The sequence below is a fragment of the Nonomuraea sp. ZG12 genome, from assembly GCF_052068115.1.
Lineage (GTDB): Bacteria > Actinomycetota > Actinomycetes > Streptosporangiales > Streptosporangiaceae > Nonomuraea.
On record NZ_JBQHCW010000006.1, the window covers coordinates 417,462 to 435,140 of the forward strand.

Sequence of the window (17,679 nt, forward strand, 5' to 3'; positions counted from 1 at the left end):
CTAAAATGAAAGGTTACAGTAACTGTACCGAGTGGAGGGCCCAACCATGCCGGTGCTTCCTGAGCTCGTCCCCATGCTGGCCCGCATCGACGAGGCCCGTGGCCGTCTGCCGGACGCGTCGATGCCGGCCGCCGAACGCCGTGCCGTCATCCATCGGGGCATGGACCAGCGGGCCGCCGCGGTGGTGCGGCCCGCCCCGCCGGTCGTCCAGGCCGATCACGAGATCGAGGTCGAGGGCGGCCGCATCACCGTACGCGGCTACACGCCGGAGGGGGCCGGTCCGCTGCCCTGTCACGTGTACGTCCACGGGGGCGGCTGGTGGCTGGGGACGCTCGACCATCGTGATGCCCTCTGCGCCCGGCTCGCGATCGACGCTCGCTGCGTGGTGGTCTCGGTCGCGCACCGGCTCGCACCGGAACATCGCTTCCCGCTGCCGGTTCGCGACTGCCACACCGCCGTGCGGTGGGTCGCCGACCACGCTGACCGGCTCGGCATCGACGCGTCACGCCTCTCGATCGGCGGCGACTCGTCAGGGGCCAACCTGGCCGCCGCCACGGCGCTCATGATCCGGGACGAGGGCGGCCCGTCGCTGCTCGCCCAGGTGCTCGAGATTCCGGTGCTCGACCTCACGATGGACCGGACGTACGCGCCTGAGGGGCCGCTCGTGCTGACCCGTGACGAACTGGCCGCCGCCATCGAGGGATACTGCGCCGTCGAGGATCGACGCCATCCTTACGCCTCGCCGCTGCTGGCCGGCGATCTGACCGGGCTGCCGTCCGCCCTGATCATGACGGCGGAGTACGACCTCCTCCGTGACGAGGGGGAGGCCTACGGGGAACTGCTGAGGCGGGCGGGAGGCTCGGCGGAGGTGATCCGCTGGGCCGGGCATGTGCACGGGTCGCACGAGATGTCGGCGGTGCTGGAGTCGGCCCGGGAGTGGCAGTCGCGGGTCGCGGGGTTCCTGCGCGACGCGCTCAACGGTCAGGGCTGAAAGACCCCACTCGTGGCCTTGACGACAACGGGGCCGTCAAAGGGAGCGGGCCATATCTGAAGATAATGGTCATCGACGGCATCGTCGGTGCCCTCCAGGTCCATGCCCTTGACGTGATAGCGGATGCGGTAGGCGCCTGGCCCGGCCGGGAGGGGAGGCAGGGGGCGCATGTCGGGCTCGTCGAAGGTGAACCCGGTCATCTCCAGGTGGCCCGTCGTGGACACGTAGCCGACCTCCACGATGTCCTCATAGCCGATGAGATCTGCCCCTGGGTCCCGGTCGGCGACTGTCACGGTGAATCTGGCCGGCCCCCACTGATGGGTGATGCGGAGGTTGGCACAGCCGTGCTCGACCTCGATGATCTCCGTGGACTGAGCCGGGGTCGCGGCGTCTGCGCCCAGCTCCCTGTCCATCAGATGGGCCCGACCACAGTCCTGCACGTCGAGCTCCAGGCGCACGGTGCGCGTCTCATCGCTGCTCATGAGCGGAGAGCGTAGACACCGCCACCGACAAGATCGTGCGTGAACGGGCCTAGGATGAAGACGGTTCCGATCCCACGAGGAGGTTGATCATGTCGTTCCCACCACCCGGCATGGTTCTCGGCGACGCCTCGGCGCGCACTTCCTCGCGGGAGGCCGCCACAGGCTGATCCACCGCGACGAAGTGCTCTTCATGACCATCACTGGTTCGATCATGAGGAGCCTGAATGCTCGAGATCCGCTGGACCGAAGACGGCGAGGCCCGGTCCGCCCGCTGGCGTTCCGAGAACGGCTCGCCGCCACCCGCTCGCGTGGTGATCGCCGATGACCGCCTCACCGCTGACACCGCCTACCGCCTGGCCTGTGAGGGCACCGCGCTGTTGTGGCGTGGCGACTTCCACAACGCCCGACAGCTTTTGCGCGCCATGGCGCGGCGGGCCGGGCGGCGTCCGCGCGGCCCCGCGCTGCCGCCGGCCCATGCCTTCCATCGCCACCGCCAGGCACGCTCCCAGCTCGCCCGTACGCTGGGCGGCCTGCTGGTGCCGCTCGATCAGGACTACACCGTCCCGCTCCGGCGCGCCCCGGACCTGCGGCAGGCCTGCACGGAGGTGTACGGTCCCGCCGCGGGACCGTCGGTGACCTCACTACGGGAACTGCAGGGCATCGTCGGCGCGCACGAATGGCGTGACCGGGGCATCGACGTGCCCGCACTGGGCGGTCGCATCCATCCGCACTACGGCGTCTTCGCGCCGATCCGCGGTGAGTACGTCGACCTGGTGGCCCGGGCGCCGCTCGTCTCGCACGCCAGGGCGTTCGACATCGGCACCGGAACCGGCGTGCTCGCCGCGGTCCTCGCTCGCCGGGGCGTCGAACGCCTCGTGGCCACCGACCAGGACCCGCGCGCCCTGGCCTGCGCCCGCGACAACCTGCGACGGCTGGGACTGGCCGGCCGGGTCGACGTCGTGCACGCGGACCTCTTCCCGCCGGGCCGCGCGCCACTCGTCGTCTGCAACCCGCCGTGGATCCCGGCCAAGCCCGCCTCACCCCTGGACCACGCGGTCTACGACCCCGGCGGCCGCATGCTGAGCGGCTTTCTGCACGGCCTCGCCGAGCACCTGGAACCGGACGGAGAGGGCTGGCTGATCCTTTCGGACCTGGCCGAACATCTCGCGCTGCGGACCCGGGCCGAGCTTCTGGCCGCCTTCGCGACCGTGGGCCTGCGGGTCGTGGACCGGCTGCGGACGCGGCCGAGACACCCGCGTGCCTTCGACGAGACCGACCCTCTGCACGCGGCTCGTGCCGCCGAGGTCACGTCCCTGTGGCGGCTCGGGCGGGCCTGAGCCGCCACAGGGACGCACCGCCCAGTCGTACGGCGGGTCAGTCGGTGGTGGGTCTGCGGGTGAAGGTGGCCTCGATCGTGACGCCGGGGGGCGCCTCCAGCAGGGTCCGCACCGGGTTGCCCTGGAGGTCGATCACGCTGACCCGTCTGCCGGTGTCCGCCGGCTGCCAGCAGTACAGGTGGCTCTCGTCGTACCAGCCGAGCACCCTGTCGCAGGTGGAGGTGATGGTGCCGGTCTGCTGACCGGTCTCCGCGTTCCAGACGCACTGCGTGTTCGGCGCGCCGCCGGGGCAGTCGGTGACGAAGGACGCTCCGGAGGGGGAGAAGAAGTCCATGGTGTCCGGCACCTTGCCGACTCCCTCGATGGTGCGTACCTGCTTGCCGTCGGTGTCGTAGAAGCGCAGGGACCGCTGGTCGCCGTCGCCGGCGACGGCGACCGTGCCGCCGGTGTTGCCCGCCCAGCCGTAGGGCGACCGGTTCACGGCGGCGTCGTCGTTGGCGACCACGTTGGCGGCGAGGTCCTTGACCGTGAGGATGACGAAGCCCTCGGTCGTACGGTTCGCGCCGGTTCCTCGCTGGATGGCCAGCAGGAGGCGGGCGCTGTCCTTGGACCAGCGGCCGATGGCGGCGGTCCTCGGCTGCTGCACGGTCCTGACCGTGCTCTGCTTGCCGGTCTCCCGGTCGACGATCGTCACGGTGTCGTAGCCGTAATCGCCGGCGGAAGCGCCGTGGACGGCGAGGTAGCGGCCGTTCGGCGACACCACCGCCTCCGATTGATCCTGATATTTCGTGAAATCGCCGGTGAGGGAGTCGCGGGCGTAGCCCACCTGCCCTGCCGATCCCGCGCTCTGGATCTCGTACGAGGTGAGCGCGAGGGGGTCGGCCGGGTCTTCGTAGAGCTTGGCCTCCCCGCCACCGGGGAGCGGGATGACGGTCCCGCCCTTCGCGGGCGCGGACGAGGCGCCGGTCTGCGGGCCGGCCTGATCGCCGCCCTGGCCGCGCAGCGCCACCCCGACGAGGGCGCTCACCAGCACGACCGCCAGCACGCCGCCCAGGACAAGGGCGAGTGTACGGCCACGTCGACTCGATCCTTCTTTGCCGGGTGGAGGCGGGATGGACGGCGGAGCGGGATGGGGGTGCCCGGGGCCGGCCGGCGGGTGATGTTGCGCGGCGGCCTGAGGGAATCGGCCCTGATGGCCGGGCTGGGTGTACTGGTTGGGCTGCGCGGGGTGGGTGTATTGGTTGGGTTGTTCTGGCTGGGCGTACTGGTTGGGCTGGATGTTGGGGTGCGCGTTGGGGTGCGGGTCATGGACGGGCGGCGGCGCGCTGTGCCGGCTGGGCGCCACGGGCGTGGGGTCCACGACGGTTTCCGGGTAGGAGGGCCGGTCGACGACCGTCTCGGGGTAGGAGGGCCGGTCTGTGATGGTTTCGGGGGGCTTGGTGCCCGCGGGCGGCGATGGGGACTCGACCGGGGCCGCCACGGCGGCCGCCTCCTGGAGGAGGGCGGGGTCGCTGGCCGTGACCGGGCTCTGGATCAGGCGCAGGATCACCTGCTCGGCCGACGGACGCTGCTCCGGATCCTTGTTCAGGCAGGCGGCGACGAGTTCGCGCAACGGCCCGTCCAGGGAGGACAGGTCCGGCTCCTTGCTGAGCACCCGGTGGATCACCGCGGGCAGGGTGTCGCTGCCGAACGGGGCCAGGGCGGTGGCGGCGAAGAGCGTCGTGGCGGCCCAGGAGAACATGTCGGCCGCCGAGCCCACCGTGTGACCGAGCAGTTGCTCCGGCGCCATGTACGCGGGCGTGCCGATGGGTGAGGAGCTGAGCGTCGAGGTGGCGTCCAGGGCCCTGGAGATGCCGAAGTCGATGACGCGCGGGCCGTCGGGGGCGAGGATCACGTTGGCGGGCTTGAAGTCGCGGTGCGCGATCCCGGCCTGGTGGATGGCCGCGAGCGCGGTCGCGGTGCCGATGGCCAGGCGTTGCAGACCGGGGCCCGTACGAGGTCCCGTCTGGGTCACCACGCTCTGCAGCGTCGCGCCCTCGATGAACTCGCTGACGATGTACGGCCGGTCGTCCTCCATCCCGCTGCCGAGGACCTGGGCGGTGCAGAAGGGCGCGACCCGCTTGGCGACGGCGGCCTCGCGGATGAACCGCTCGACCATGACCGCGTCCTCGGCGTACTGCGCGCGCAGCCATTTCACCGCCACCTGTCGCCCGGACCCGTCGGTGGCGAGGTAGACGACGCCCTGCCCGCCTTCGCCGAGTCGCCCGAGGAGCTCGTAGTCTCCCAGCCGGGACGGGTCTCCTGTTCTCAAAGCCGTGAAATCTGGCATTAGGGGGAAGCTCCACCTCTGGTTCGGAGATACGCGCGCATGTACGGGCCGGTGCTCGCCGACGTCATCCTGGGAGCGATCGCCTGGGAACCACTCTGGTGAAACCTGCCAGAGACTCCTCAGGCACGGCCGGGATCGGCGCATCCTGCTGGTAGAAGATGTCGATGTCGACCTCCTCGCCGCCGACGATCAACGTGTCCCACGCTCCGCTGCGCACCAGGGTGCGCACCGTCTCGCCGCTGAGCCTGCCCAGATGATCCCTGAGGGTAGCGTCATCGGGCATGCCGGGAATGCGTGGCGCCAGGCGGCTCCGTACCGAGCGCAACTGCTCCATGAGCGCGTCGATGGCCGCGTCCTTGCCCAGTTCCTGGCCGGTCTCGTCGATGCTCTGCGCGATCTTGTCCTTGATCGCATGGCTGACGCCGTGCTCGTCGGCGGCCACCATCGCGTTCCACGCGCGGCTTTTGTGCCGGTACTGCAGCATCGACATCGCCGCTTCGTGGCGGACGAAGTCGGCATCGCGCAACGGCTTGCCGCGCCAGGCGTTGCTGAGCGACCGCGCCAGCGAGATGGCGGACCCCAGGCCGCTGTTGAGCCCGCGTCCCGGCCAGAAGTGGATCGCGTTGGCGGCGTCGCCGAGGAGGAATCCGTACGTGCCCGGACTGGTCGACGTCGTGGGGAACAGCCGCGCGGTGAACCGCGGCCGCTGCACCATGTCCAGCCGGAACGCGGTGACGGCCCTGAGGTTCCCCTCGGCGACGCCGAAGAACGTCAGTCCTTCCCGGACGCGCCTCCACAGTGCGGAGCCCCTGATCAGGGCGGGCAGGAACAGCGTGCTGTGGGTCGAGCACTGGAAGTCGCCGTGCTCGTCGCGTGCCATCACACAGGGGCGTGAGGCGATGCAGTCCTCGAACACCTGCCGGACGGGGTCGATCCCGACGACCTCCTTGGCCTCGGCGTCGGTGAGGCGCATGTTGAGGAAGCCTTCGCCGCGCAGGGAGTTCAGCAGGAAGCGGTTCTGGGCGACGGTGAGCAGGACCGTCATCGGGTCCGACAGCTCCGACTTCACCCGCAGGCCCAGCACGACGTCCTGGATGTGCCGGCCGTCCAGCGAGTAGATGGACTTGTCGCCGTTGCCGAACTTGTCGGTGAAATGCTCCCGCGTACGCGAACGCCCGCCCTCGCAGACGGCGAGCACATGGTCCCTGGCCGCGGTGCCGTCGTATTCGGCCGGATTGAAGCGGGCGGGCACCAGCCGGATGCGGCCGGATTTCTCGTTCGCCAATTCGAGCAGTTTATCCTCGATATAGGCGATGCGAATGTTCCGCGGGCTGTAGCCGCGAATGGAATCGGGCCCTGCGGGCCACATCTCGGTGTACGACCCGGCGTCGAACAACCGATCCTGCACTTCTTTCGGGAGGTTCAGGAATTGGCGGCTCTGAACCGTCACGACTTGCTGCCGCCGGACGTTTCCCTGGCTTTCGCTCTTCCAGACGACCCGTGTCCCGTCCTGGGTCCAGCGACCGTCGTACACGGTGATGGACACGCGCTCGCCCATGAGGTGCTCGAGTAACAAGGCGAAGCTCAGGCCGACGGGCCCGCCGCCGGAGACGGTGACGTTGAGCACTCTCGGATCGGCCGGGGCGGCGGATGCCACCATGTCCTGGACGGCGGCCGGATCGAGGATCGTCTCCAGCGCGCCGGGCACTTCGAAGGAGAACGTCTCGTCGCCGATCGTGATCAGGTCGCCTGGCTGGAGGACATGTGAGGTCACGCGCTTCCCGTTGACCAGCGTGCCGTTGCGGCTGCCCCGGTCGTGCAACACGTAGCCGCCGGCCTCGGGCACCACCTCCGCGTGGAAGCGTGAGGCCCTTCCGCTGTCGATGACCACACTGTTACTGTCCATACGGCCGAACGTCACCGGCGTGTCACCCATCGGAAATTGCTCCCCGGCGAGCGGGCCCTCGCGCCCGACGATCGAAGGTGCCATGGGTCACTCCTTTTCACAGGTCAGAGCCTTGCCAGTGCCCATGACCGGCCAACATCGCTGATCCCGGACGCTCGGCCATAAGTATGTCAGCGTATTCACGATGCTCATGCCCGACTACGTACAAATCCACGCATATGCGACACGCCACCTGAATGGTCGCATGTCCCCACGCGAATAGTGCACCACAAGGCCGCAGCGGATGGACGTGACGAATGCGTGGCTCTGTGGTCAGGCCAGGACCGCCGGGCGTGGAGCCCGGTCGATCCGGGATCAGTGGCCGACGCTCTGGTAGTGGTCGAGCTGGCGTCGCCAGATGAGGTAGGCGAGCCAGACCAGGACCACGCCCAGCAGCGGGGCGGCCAAGGCCCACGGATCGTCGAGTCTGCCGAGGACGACGCTCGCGGGCACGTAGGCCACGAAGGCCACCGGCAGGACGAAGGTGAGCAGCCACTCGACCGTGCCGCCGAAGATCTTCATCGGGTACGAGCCGAACTTGCTGAAGATGTCGTCGACGAAGACCCGCAGGGCGAAGGTGTCGATCATGCGCAGCGACAGCGAGCAGAGGGCGAGGAAGAACGCGGCCTCGATGAGGGCGCCGCCGATGATCGCCAGGAAGCAGAAGGCGATCAGCCAGGCGTGCCACTCGACCTGTGCGCTCCGGCTCGCGACGGCGAGCAGCGTCACGCCCACGACCAGGTCGCCCAGCTGGGCGATGCCCATCCTGTTGCCCATGAGCTGGACGAGGGGGTTGAGCGGGCGGAGCAGGAAGCGGTCGAACTCCCCGTTGCGCACCACCCATTGGATGTCGTTCACGCTCATCAGGGGGATCATCGCCAGGGCGTGGGCCGTCAGGCGCAGGCCGTACAGGAAGGCGATCTCCGCCAGTCCCCAGCCCGCCAGGGAGGGGAAGGTGTGCATCACCACCCAGATGAAGGCGAACCCGGTGCCCTGCCAGAGCGCGCCGCTGAGGATGCCGATCACGGTGTTCAGGCGGTACTGCATGGCGCCGCGGGCGGAGGCGCGCTGGAGCAGGACGTACAGGCGTAACGCGCGGAGGACCTCAGCCACCCTGGATCACCACCCGTCGCCGGGCCCGGAACCAGGTCAGCACGAGCAGTCCCCACAATCCCGCGATCCAGGCGAGCTCCATCGCGACCGGCCCCGAGACATCGGGGATGTGGCCGATGTAGACGGCCGCGGGCACGTAGCCCAGATACTTGAAGGGCAGGATCTCGGCCACCGTGCCCAGCAGGCCGGGGAAGAAGGTGAGCGGCACCATCGTCCCGGCGAAGAACTGGCTGACGAGCCGGTAGAGCAGGGAGACGGCCCCGGTCTCCATCGTCCAGAAGCCGATCAGGCTGACCAGCAGCGCCAGCTGCACGGCGATCACGTATCCGAGGACCAGCGTGATCACATAGCCCACGCCGTTGACCGGCACGGTGATCGAGCCGACCAGCAGGACCACCGGGATGACCGGGGCGAGCAACAGCAGCCCGCCCCAGGTGTTCCCGACCTGGAAGGCGGCCATCTGCCTCAGGTAACCGACCGGCCGGGCCAGGTCGAAGAAGACCATGCCGGTACGGATGCGGTGGTGGATGGTGCGTGAGACGACGGTCTGGGTGGCGAAGGACTGCAGGTTGGCCAAGGTGAGACAGGCCAGCAGCGCCTCCAGCGTGAGCCCTGCGGCGGCGGTGCGCGATCCGTACACCGAGGTCCAGATCATGCGCAGCAGGAACACCTGGGCGACCAGGGTCACGCAGGTCATGATGATGTCGCTGCGGTAGGCCAGCGCGAGGCGGAAGCCGATCCGCGTCATCGGGCGTAGATCCCTTTGATCACGCTCTCCAGGCCCGGTTCCTCGATCGACAGGTCGCGGATGGCGTGTTCGGCGGCGATCGAGGAGATCAGACGCGGCAGATCGTCGTGGATCTCGAAGACGTAGCGCCCTTCGGCGTCCCGCGAGACGCCACGTACCTCGTCCGGTTCGGACCGCAGCAGGACCACCAGCCGCCGGGGCTGGTTCACCAGCGCGTCGATCGCGCCGTCGAAGAGCACGCTGCCGTGGTCGATGAGGATGATCCGCTTGCACAGCGCCTCGACGTCGGCCAGGTCGTGCGTCGTCAGGATGACGGTGGTGCGCCCGACCCGGTTGGTCTCCGTGATGAACTCACGCACCACCTCCTTGGCCAGCACGTCCAGCCCGACGGTCGGCTCGTCGAGATAGAGGAGCGGCGGCTCGTACAGCACGGCGGCGGCCAGGTCGCCGCGCATGCGCTGGCCCAGGCTGAGCTGGCGCACCGGGGTGTCGAGGAACTCGTCCAGGCCGAGCAGGTCACGCAGCTTCTTCAGCGACGCCCGGAAGCGCGGAGCGGGCACGTCATAGAGCGAGCCCACCAGCCGTAACGACTCGATCAGCGGGAGGTCCCACCACAGCTGGCTACGCTGGCCGAAGACCACGCCGACGTTGCGCGCGTTGGCCGAGCGGTCGCGCCAGGGCACCAGGCCGTTGACCTGCACGGTGCCGCTCGTCGGGGTGAGGATGCCGGTCAGGATCTTGATGGTGGTGGACTTGCCGGCGCCGTTCGGCCCGAGGTAGCCCACGACCTCGCCCTCGTCGATCGCGAAGCTGACGTCGTCGACGGCGGTCTTCTCCACGTACTGGCGCGTGACCAGCGTGCGCAACGTCCCCAAGGCGCCGGGGAAGGTGCGCGGCCGACGGAACACCTTGGTCAATCCCTCGACCCGGATCATGCAGAAAGTTTTTCCGCGTGGCGCGGACTTGCAAGTTCTTTTCAGCGCCGTCCGGGTCGGCGGCCGGGGCTCAGGACATGCCGCGGATGACGCACGCCCGGCACGGGGGCTGGCCGCACGTGCACTGCATGATGGCCTCGAGCACGTCATGGGTGTGATAGAGGCACTGGTCCATGCACGTATGGCGGGGCACGAAGCCTGCCTGGATCTCGTCGGGCCACGGCTCGTGTCCCTCGCGGCAGCGGACGAACCGGTCGGGGTCCGACGCGTGCAGCCCCTGCATGCGCTCGCGGGCCTGGCTCTCCAGTGTCCGCGTCTCCTGCACCATGGTCTTGAGCTGCTCGGCGATGGCGGAGTACTGCTCGTCGCCGGTTCGGACCTGTGCGGCCCGCAGCGCCATCACCGCATTGGTCAGGAATCGGTTGGCGTCCTGGAGGTCCGTGGTGTGGTGCATTTGCATGCCGGTCACGCCCCGGACCCACACGGCGTCGTTCTGCATCGATCAACCTTTCGAACGTTTCAACCTTTCGAACGTTTAACGTGAGTTTTACCAGCCGTTCGTTGCTGAGCGATGCAATATGCTGACGTATTCGGTGATATTTTGCCGAGATATTAACCATTTCGTGAACGGCGGGCCCTGTTCGGGCCCGCCGTCGTGATGGTCAACTCGTCACGGCGCACCGGCCGCGGTCCTGCTTGACGGGTCCTTCCATGTTCGGGCGTACGTCGAAGTCGAAGATCGCGGTGGGCAGGTAGAGCGAGCAGCAGGCGTTGGGAATGTCGACGATCCCGCTGACCCGCCCTTCGATGGGCGCCGAGCCGAGGAGCAGGTAGGCCTGTTCGCCGCTGTAACCCCACCTCTTGAGATACTCCACGGCGTTGAGGCAGGCCCTGCGGTAGGCCACCGTCGCGTCGAGGTAGTAGTTCGTGTCGGTGTCGTGGTCCACCGAGATCCCGATGAACGAGAGAAACTCGGAGTACCTCGGCTCCACGTTCCCCGGCATGAAGAGCGGGTTGGTGGTGACGCCGTACTTCTCCATGCCACCCTTGATGAGGTCGACGTGGAAGTCGATGTAGCCGCCCATCTCGATGGCGCCGCAGAAGGTGATCTCCCCGTCGCCCTGGCTGAAGTGCAGGTCACCTCCGGAGAGCTTGGCGCCAGGGACGTGGACCGGGTAGAAGACCCGGGCGCCACGGGTGAAGTTCTTGATGTCGTGGTTGCCGCCGTTCTCGCGCGCGGGCACGGTGCGTGCGCCCTCGGCGGCGATCCGCTCCGCCACGTCGCCGGTCGCGGTGCCGGCGAGCGTGTGCTCGGGCATCGGTGGCAGGCCGAGCGGTGGTACGCGTTGCGGGTCGGTGTCGATGAGCGCCTGCTCCCGGCGGTTCCAGGAGTTGAGCAGTTCGGCCGACGGCGCGGTGCCGAAGAGGCCGGGGTGCGTGATTCCGGTGTACCGGACTCCCGGCAGGTGGCGGGATGTCGCGACCTGACCGTGGAAATCCCAGATCGCCTTGTAGGAGTCGGGGAAGTAGTCGGTCAGGAATCCGCCGCCGTTCCGCTTGGCGAAGATGCCGGTGTAGCCCCAGCCCTGTCCGGGTGCGTCCCCCGTCTGCTGCGGAACCGGTCCCAGGTCGAGGATGTCGACGATGAGGAGGTCTCCGGGCTCGGCCCCTTCGACCCCGATGGGCCCGCTCAGCATGTGCGCGAAGCTGAGATCGACATCGCGTACGTCGTTCGCGGAATCGTTGTTGCCGATCTGGGCGTCCGTCCACTCGCGGCATTCGACCCGGAACTCATCTCCGGGCCGGACCATCTCCGCCACGGGAACATCCGGGTGCCAGCGGTTGTGACCCGGCGTCGCCTGGTCCTTCATCGGCTTCGACTGGTCGACGGTGAATACTACTTTCGGCATGATAGCCGCCCTTCCTTTGTCGTTGACTCCCTTCGCGGTCGGCGTTTCGCCTCACCTCTTTCCGGGCTCCGTCACGTCCTGCGGAAGCGATGCATCCTGGTGGGCTCCGCGGGCGCTTCCGGTGTTTCACCGGCCGGCTCCGCATGTCTCGTCAGCGGCCACAGCACGGCGAACACCACCAGGCCGAACACGGCGAGAATGATCGCGATCAGGCCGGTGTCGCGCCAGGCTCCGGTGAGGATCATGAAGGCCGGGATGGCCGCCGTGACCCAGCCCTGGATCGCCGTGACCCAGCCGGTGTACCTGGTGATCCGCGTGCGTTTCAGGCCGAGCAGGACGAAGAAGAGCGCCCACAGGAAGGACCAGTAAAGCCAGATGACCCCGAAGGCCGGGTCGCCGAGGAGCCGGAAGTTGGCGTACGAATAACCGAGCGCCATGATGGCCACGAAGAGCGAGAAATAGCCGACCCCGGTGGAGTCGAAGCCGCCGAGCAGATTGATCCCCACGTAGAGATACGTGAATCCGAAGAGATAGATCCCCGACGCGCCCAGGATCGCGGCCGTGTCGGCGGGGTTGAAGACGATCAGCAGGGTCGGCGTGATCACCTGCAGGGCTCCGACGAAGAGGTTGAAGATCCCGGTTGCGCGGGGGTCGACCTTTCCCAGGAGCATCAGGCCGTTGAGGAAGAGCACTGCGCCCACGTACAGGAGTCCTACGGCTCCCATCGACACACACCTCCTCGCGCCCAGGACGGGCGCGAACGCCGTATGCGACGTTCTTGATGTCTGCTAGGGCCGGGGCAGGCGCGAGAGTGCCGGATGCTGCGGCGTGCGCAACCGCCGCTCAGCGGGCACGCGCGTGACCACCTCGGGTGTTTCCCGGCTCTGTTCCTCTCGGGTGAACGCGGCGGACGTCGCCGGGGAGAGCCGGGCCAGGCTTGGCGCGGTGAAGACGCGACGAGCCGCGGAGCGGCATCCCGGGCAGTCGGTGACCGCCTCAGCGGTCCCTATCGGCAGGCGCACCTCGAAGGGCCCGCAGTCCGGACAGCGGTACGCATACGTCGCCATGGCATCCCCGTGAAGATCCGAATTCACTGATATGAGCCATATCTTCAGCGAACATCTGGATTTGTCGCCATGTCAAGGCGTGTGTCAGGGGCGGGTGGGGCGGGGAAAGGCCCGTCGAACACGCAGCATGCGAGCCCAGAACTGATCCTTACGCACAAAGACGTAGCCATATTTTAGGATGCAGCATGCGATTTCCGGACACCGGGTGCGAGTCGCCGGAGGCGCAGGGTAAGAAGCCGAAATGTGGTGGCGTGGCCGAATGGAGATCATCCAGGTGCGGACCAACCTCGGCCTGGTGCCCGGCGTCGAGCGACTCGGTGGCGCGCTGCTCGACGAGGGGCTGGCCGAGGCTCTCGACGCGAGCGTCGGGCCGGTGGTGGAGGCTCCCGCGTATTCGGGGGAGCGCACCCATCCGAGCCGGCTGCTCAACGCCGAGGCCATCGCCCAGGTCGCGCTGCGCCAGGCGGCAGCCGTAGGGGACGTGCTCGACGCGGGCCGCTTCCCCGTCGTGCTCGGCGGGGACGACAGCGTCATCTTCGGCAGCCTGCTGGCCCTGCGCCGCAAAGGCGCTCATGGCCTGGTGTTCCTCGACGCGCACACCGACTTCTACCCGCCCGAGGACTCCCCGACCGGTGAGGCCTCGGACTCCGAGCTGTACCTCGCCTTCGGTCACGGCGCCGACCTGATCGCGGACCTGGCCGGCGCGAAGCCGTTGATCGTCGACCGCGCCGCGGCGCTGATCGGCCACCGCGACCCCGGCGAGCTGCGGGACACCGGCGCCGCCATGAGCGCCACCGACGCGCTGGTCATCCCCCTCGGAGAGATCCGCGACACGGGCGCGGAGGCCACGGCCAGGCGGGCGCTCGCCCACCTGGACGGCGCGGGCGTCGAACGCTTCCTCCTGCACATCGACGCCGACGTGCTCGACGACGCCCTCATGCCGGCGGTCGACTACCGCCTGCCCGGCGGGCTCGGCAGGCGGGAGTTCGCCCTGCTGACGGGGACGTTGCTGGCCGACGATCGGGTCGCCGCCCTCGACGTCACGATCTACAACCCCGCACTCGACCCCGGCGGCGCAGCGGGCCGCAACCTCGTCGGCTGCCTGCTCGACGCGTTCGCCCACGCGGCAGCCCGTACCTACTGAGCCGCGGCCGCCATCGCCGGCCTCTGGAGGTGGCGCGCCGGGACGAGGATGATGTGCTGCTGTACGAGGTGCGCCGGGCCGTCCTTGCCGGTGCCGCGGGCGGACGGTTGCTGGAGGAGTGCTGTGATGAAGAACGATCCCAGGAAGCCGCGCGCGCGGAGCGACGGTCCCGCACCGGCGGCTTCGACTCCGCTGATCCGGAACAAGCGGCAGCGGGCCGCCACCATGCCGCCCCGGGAGTCGCCGCCCCGGGAGTCGCCGCCCCGAGAGCCGCCGCCCCGGGAGTCGCCGCCCCTGGAGTCGCCACCCTTGAGTTCGCCTCTCCTGGACGGGGACAGATTGGCCGGGTTGATCGTCGAAGGACTGGAGCGCAGCACTGACTTCGATCTCGCGATTCTCGTGGACGAGCTGAACGCCCAGTACCCGATCGAGGACGAGACAGAGTGGATCATGGCCGAGGTGACCCTGGGGTGGCTGCAGGGGCCGGTGCGGGACGCCAGCCGGATGCTGAGCCTGCAGCCCCTGCGCAAGCGGGCGATCCTGGACGCTCTGGCCGCCGTCGTCGTCGCTCCCAGCACCGCCGGGGCCTTCTCGCAGCAGATGGACGACCTGCTGCACGAAGTGCAGCGGAAGCAGGCAGTCGCAGCGCGGTCCATCCGCGAACGCAGCGTGCGCGAACTGGCCGGCCTGCCGCTCAGCGTCAAGTGCGACCTGCTGCGCGACCTCGTCAGTGGCCACGACAGGGCCATCGCCGACGAGGCCCTCATCGTGCTCTACCCGCTCCTCGACCTCGACCCGGACTTCGCCGCGGCCGATGCCGTGAGGCGTCGCCAGGCGGGCGAGACGCTGCGCGTCCACCTGCGGAGCGAGGTCCGCCACTGGGCTCGCTGCGACGACAGCGCGCGGCTCGCGTTCCTGAATCGGGCCCTGTCCATCCACTGCTCGGTGCTGGGGATGGCCGGTCGGGAGCCGAAGCTCGTGCTCGTCTACCTGGAGGACGAGCACCTCGACGGCGAGTGGCTCGACTCGTGCGGCAACTTCGACCCGGTGACGGGAGCCATCACGTTGAACCCGCGCTCGTCCCTGTGGAACGACATCGACCAGATCTTCAACACGGTGATCCATGAGAACACGCACAACTACCAGATGTGGCTGGCCGCCCAGCTCACTCCCGAGCAGATGATCGATCCACACCACCTGCAAGCCACGCTCTTCGCGCTCAACAGGTACGGATATCTGAAACCGTCCGCAGGCGAACACGTATACAAGCGTCAGCCCGTCGAACGGCACGCGTTCCTCGCGGGTGACGAGGTCATGGGGCTGTGGCTGGAGGAGGCGCGCGAAGAGGGCGAGGCCATGCTGGCCAAGCTGGCGAACACCCGGCAACAGGCTGCGGCGGCGTACCGGATGCACCTGTCCGCAGCCCTTGAGGCGGGTTCGGTCAGCAAGATCTTCATCGCGATCGACAGCGCCCAGGCCTTCCTGGACTGGCTCCCCGGGGAGGCGGCCGTCAAGCAGCTCCAAGCTCTGGAGCACCACCCCGGACGCACGATCATCCTCGAAGCGCACCGCCGGGTGCTGCTGGAGGAGCTCGGTGAGCTCCGCCGCTACTCCGACCCAGGCTCGCTCAAGACCGCGATCGCCCAGCTGCAACATGACTACGACACGACACGGCCGGGCCCGCCCCCTCGATGAGCGTCATCACTTCGCATCTCCTGGCCCAAGTCCTTTCACTGAGCCCGTACCCGTGGAGAGCCCGGCACTAAGAAAGCCTCTATGGGATCGAGAGCGTCGAGGTGGCTGCGGGCCGACCCCTGGCGGGCGCTGCTGATGCTGGTGGCCGCCTGCTACGGGATCGTCCAGCTGATCGCGGTGGGCCCCGGCATGGGGCTGGGCTGGGACGAAACGGTCTACGTCAGCCAGGTCGATCCACGGGTGCCCGCCGCCGAGTTCATCGCGCCCCGGGCCCGCGGGATCACCCTGATCGTCGCGCCGGTGACACTGGTGACGTCCTCGACGGAGGTCCTGCGGGTCTACCTGTGCCTACTGTCGGCCCTGGCGCTGTACGGGTCGTTCGGGACCTGGCTGCGGCTGCGTCCGGGGGCCGTGGTGCCGGTGGCCGCGCTGCTGTTCGGGTCGCTGTGGCTGGCGCTGTTCTACGGCAACGAGGTCATGCCGAACCTGTGGGTCGCCTTCGGCGCGGTGGCCGCCGTGGGGTTCTTCCTGCGCTGCGTGCGGCCGGGCGGCGGTCGCGGCTGCGTGGCGGGGCTGGCGGTGTGCGTGGCGGCGGTGGCGCTGCTGCGGCCTCCCGACAGCGTCTGGCTCGTCCTCCCGCTGGCCCTCGCGCTGGCCAGGCCGGGCTGGCGGCGGCCCCGGGTGGCGCTCGCGCTGGTCGCCGGCCTGGTGGTCGGCTGGGCGGACTGGATCATCGAGGCGTACGTCCGCTTCGGCGGCCTGCTCGCCCGCTGGCACGCCGCCGGCGCGGCCAACGAGACCGGCCTGCACTTCTCCCTGTACGACCACACCCAGGCGCTGAACGGCCCGCTCCTCTGCCGGCCGCCCGGCGGCTGCGGTCCCGCCGAGCCGTCGTGGGTGCTGTGGTGGAGCGCGATCCCGGCCCTCGTCCTGCTCGGCCTGTACGCGGCCCGCCGGGCCGAATCGCTGCTCCCGGCCGTCGTCGCCGTGTCGCTGGCCGCGCCGTACCTCTTCCTGGTCGGGTACGCCGCCCCCCGCTTCCTGCTGCCCACGTACGCCCTGCTGACCTTCCCGATCGCGTACGGCGCGGCCGGGCTGCTGGAGCGCGCGCGGGGGAGAGCAGGGAAGTGGGCCGTCGCCTTCCTGGTCACGGCGGGTTTCCTCGCCCACCTCACCCTGCAGGGCGGCACCTTGGACGAGGTCGTCACCCCCCGGCTCGCCAAGCGGGAGGGCGACGCGCGGGCCGCCCGTGCGCTGGAAGGGCTGGGCGTCCGTCCGCCGTGCCTGGTGTACGGCGAGCAGGCGGTGAAGATCGCTTACCGGATGGGCTGCGCGGGGCACACCGTACTGACCTGGCCGGAGCAGAGCGACGTGCCTGCGGCGGTACGCGACGCCGAGGCCGCGGGGAAACAGGTGATCGCCGTGGACCGGGGCCGCCCGGTTCCCGCGCCGTTTCTCCTGACCTGGGACAGGCGGCAACTGCAGAACGTCCAGCCGGGACGGTGGTTCGCGTACACCCCGCGCTGACGGACTCCAGCGACGTCGCTATGCGCGCAGGACGGTGACCTGGCGGCCGGACGGTGTGGTCGCCTGCTCGAAGCCGCCTCGTTCCTTCCACGGCGGGGCCTCGGGGCGCCGGTCGAAGACCACCAGCACGCCGGTGGAGAGGCTGAGCCGGTCCAGATACCCGTCGAGCTGAGCGAGACCGTCGGGCAGCGGGTCTTCCCGGCCGGCCCGCCAGACCTTCAGCTCCATGGCCTCCCGCTGCATCAGCCGGTCGCCTTCCGGGCCGGTGTAGGGCCAGCGGACCAGCACGTCCAGGCGCTTGGTGCCCGCTGCGTACTCCCGGTCGAGCTGGCCGCCGCCGTTGACCAGCCGGTGCAGGAAGGCCATGAGGATGATCTGACAGGCGGCTTCGTGGTAGCCCTCCTGCTGGATGAGGACTTCGCCGTGCTCGCGCCAGAACACGACGAACTCCTCCAG

17 protein-coding genes are annotated in these 17,679 nt (G+C 69.1%); 5 read left to right on the forward strand and 12 right to left on the reverse strand.

From position 1 onward, the window contains the following. Positions 1-46 precede the first annotated feature (46 nt). On the forward strand, positions 47-991 hold the full coding sequence (locus tag ACTMTF_RS20555) for an alpha/beta hydrolase (protein WP_441112122.1): 945 nt from the start codon (positions 47-49) through the stop codon (positions 989-991). Here ACTMTF_RS20555 and ACTMTF_RS20560 read toward each other — a convergent pair. Then, a complete protein-coding gene (locus ACTMTF_RS20560; RefSeq protein WP_441112123.1) occupies positions 982-1,473 on the reverse strand; it encodes a hypothetical protein in 492 nt (163 codons plus the stop codon). The genes ACTMTF_RS20555 and ACTMTF_RS20560 overlap by 10 nt on opposite strands. Positions 1,474-1,697: 224 nt before the next feature. Between ACTMTF_RS20560 and ACTMTF_RS20565 the strand changes: the two genes are divergently transcribed. Then, complete coding sequence (locus tag ACTMTF_RS20565) at positions 1,698-2,810, forward strand: methyltransferase (protein WP_441112124.1); 1,113 nt, start codon at positions 1,698-1,700, stop codon at positions 2,808-2,810. A gap of 37 nt (positions 2,811-2,847) precedes the next feature. On the opposite strand, the gene ACTMTF_RS20570 is transcribed toward ACTMTF_RS20565, so the two are convergent. From ACTMTF_RS20570 to ACTMTF_RS20610, 9 genes are all read right to left on the reverse strand, one after another. Continuing rightward, positions 2,848-5,121 (reverse strand): protein kinase domain-containing protein, encoded by a 2,274-nt coding sequence (locus ACTMTF_RS20570; protein ID WP_441112125.1) that lies wholly within the window; start codon positions 5,119-5,121, stop codon positions 2,848-2,850. Between the two features lie 82 nt (positions 5,122-5,203). Then, positions 5,204-7,129, reverse strand: a complete 1,926-nt coding sequence (locus tag ACTMTF_RS20575) for an FHA domain-containing protein (RefSeq protein WP_441112126.1) — start codon at positions 7,127-7,129, stop codon at positions 5,204-5,206. Between the two features lie 270 nt (positions 7,130-7,399). Beyond that, complete coding sequence (locus tag ACTMTF_RS20580) at positions 7,400-8,197, reverse strand: ABC transporter permease (protein ID WP_441112127.1); 798 nt, start codon at positions 8,195-8,197, stop codon at positions 7,400-7,402. Beyond that, positions 8,190-8,945 carry an ABC transporter permease gene (locus ACTMTF_RS20585; protein WP_441112128.1) on the reverse strand — a complete coding sequence of 252 codons (756 nt, stop codon included), beginning with the start codon at positions 8,943-8,945 and terminating at the stop codon, positions 8,190-8,192. Before ACTMTF_RS20585 ends, ACTMTF_RS20580 begins: the two co-directional genes overlap by 8 nt. Beyond that, positions 8,942-9,880 carry an ABC transporter ATP-binding protein gene (locus tag ACTMTF_RS20590; protein WP_441112129.1) on the reverse strand — a complete coding sequence of 313 codons (939 nt, stop codon included), beginning with the start codon at positions 9,878-9,880 and terminating at the stop codon, positions 8,942-8,944. Before ACTMTF_RS20590 ends, ACTMTF_RS20585 begins: the two co-directional genes overlap by 4 nt. A 70-nt stretch (positions 9,881-9,950) precedes the next feature. Beyond that, positions 9,951-10,379 (reverse strand): hypothetical protein, encoded by a 429-nt coding sequence (locus ACTMTF_RS20595; RefSeq protein ID WP_441112130.1) that lies wholly within the window; start codon positions 10,377-10,379, stop codon positions 9,951-9,953. Positions 10,380-10,542: 163 nt separating this feature from the next. Beyond that, the gene (fmdA, locus tag ACTMTF_RS20600; protein WP_441112131.1) at positions 10,543-11,790 is read right to left on the reverse strand and encodes a formamidase; all 1,248 of its coding nucleotides are present in this window, start codon (positions 11,788-11,790) and stop codon (positions 10,543-10,545) included. Between the two features lie 71 nt (positions 11,791-11,861). Next, a complete protein-coding gene (locus ACTMTF_RS20605; RefSeq protein ID WP_441112132.1) occupies positions 11,862-12,515 on the reverse strand; it encodes an AmiS/UreI family transporter in 654 nt (217 codons plus the stop codon). A 63-nt stretch (positions 12,516-12,578) separates the two neighbouring features. Further along, on the reverse strand, positions 12,579-12,857 hold the full coding sequence (locus ACTMTF_RS20610) for an FmdB family zinc ribbon protein (protein ID WP_441112133.1): 279 nt from the start codon (positions 12,855-12,857) through the stop codon (positions 12,579-12,581). Positions 12,858-13,116: 259 nt separating this feature from the next. On the opposite strand from ACTMTF_RS20610, the gene ACTMTF_RS20615 reads away from it, so the two are divergent. Next, complete coding sequence (locus ACTMTF_RS20615) at positions 13,117-14,001, forward strand: arginase family protein (RefSeq protein ID WP_441112134.1); 885 nt, start codon at positions 13,117-13,119, stop codon at positions 13,999-14,001. On the opposite strand, the gene ACTMTF_RS20620 is transcribed toward ACTMTF_RS20615, so the two are convergent. Further along, positions 13,995-14,378, reverse strand: a complete 384-nt coding sequence (locus ACTMTF_RS20620; RefSeq protein ID WP_441112135.1) for a hypothetical protein — start codon at positions 14,376-14,378, stop codon at positions 13,995-13,997. The genes ACTMTF_RS20615 and ACTMTF_RS20620 overlap by 7 nt on opposite strands. On the opposite strand from ACTMTF_RS20620, the gene ACTMTF_RS20625 reads away from it, so the two are divergent. Further along, a complete protein-coding gene (locus tag ACTMTF_RS20625; protein WP_441112136.1) occupies positions 14,350-15,696 on the forward strand; it encodes a hypothetical protein in 1,347 nt (448 codons plus the stop codon). The two genes, ACTMTF_RS20620 and ACTMTF_RS20625, sit on opposite strands and share 29 nt — an antisense overlap. Before the next feature lie 81 nt (positions 15,697-15,777). Beyond that, on the forward strand, positions 15,778-17,223 hold the full coding sequence (locus ACTMTF_RS20630; RefSeq protein ID WP_441112137.1) for a hypothetical protein: 1,446 nt from the start codon (positions 15,778-15,780) through the stop codon (positions 17,221-17,223). 18 nt (positions 17,224-17,241) lie between these two features. On the opposite strand, the gene ACTMTF_RS20635 is transcribed toward ACTMTF_RS20630, so the two are convergent. Continuing rightward, on the reverse strand, positions 17,242-17,679 hold a 438-nt coding region (locus ACTMTF_RS20635; protein ID WP_441112138.1), incomplete at its 5' end, for a hypothetical protein.

Excerpts from the sequence above, each read along its gene's own strand:
- ACTMTF_RS20585 (WP_441112128.1), bottom strand. The coding sequence starts at position 8,945 with ATGACGCGGATCGGCTTCCGCCTCGCGCTGGCCTACCGCAGCGACATC.
- ACTMTF_RS20565 (WP_441112124.1), top strand. The coding sequence starts at position 1,698 with ATGCTCGAGATCCGCTGGACCGAAGACGGCGAGGCCCGGTCCGCCCGC.
- ACTMTF_RS20560 (WP_441112123.1), bottom strand. The coding sequence starts at position 1,473 with ATGAGCAGCGATGAGACGCGCACCGTGCGCCTGGAGCTCGACGTGCAG.
- ACTMTF_RS20595 (WP_441112130.1), bottom strand. The coding sequence starts at position 10,379 with ATGCAGAACGACGCCGTGTGGGTCCGGGGCGTGACCGGCATGCAAATG.
- ACTMTF_RS20575 (WP_441112126.1), bottom strand. The coding sequence starts at position 7,129 with ATGGCACCTTCGATCGTCGGGCGCGAGGGCCCGCTCGCCGGGGAGCAA.
- fmdA (WP_441112131.1), bottom strand. The coding sequence starts at position 11,790 with ATGCCGAAAGTAGTATTCACCGTCGACCAGTCGAAGCCGATGAAGGAC.
- ACTMTF_RS20555 (WP_441112122.1), top strand. The coding sequence starts at position 47 with ATGCCGGTGCTTCCTGAGCTCGTCCCCATGCTGGCCCGCATCGACGAG.
- ACTMTF_RS20590 (WP_441112129.1), bottom strand. The coding sequence starts at position 9,880 with ATGATCCGGGTCGAGGGATTGACCAAGGTGTTCCGTCGGCCGCGCACC.
- ACTMTF_RS20605 (WP_441112132.1), bottom strand. The coding sequence starts at position 12,515 with ATGGGAGCCGTAGGACTCCTGTACGTGGGCGCAGTGCTCTTCCTCAAC.
- ACTMTF_RS20610 (WP_441112133.1), bottom strand. The coding sequence starts at position 12,857 with ATGGCGACGTATGCGTACCGCTGTCCGGACTGCGGGCCCTTCGAGGTG.
- ACTMTF_RS20615 (WP_441112134.1), top strand. The coding sequence starts at position 13,117 with ATGGAGATCATCCAGGTGCGGACCAACCTCGGCCTGGTGCCCGGCGTC.
- ACTMTF_RS20630 (WP_441112137.1), top strand. The coding sequence starts at position 15,778 with ATGGGATCGAGAGCGTCGAGGTGGCTGCGGGCCGACCCCTGGCGGGCG.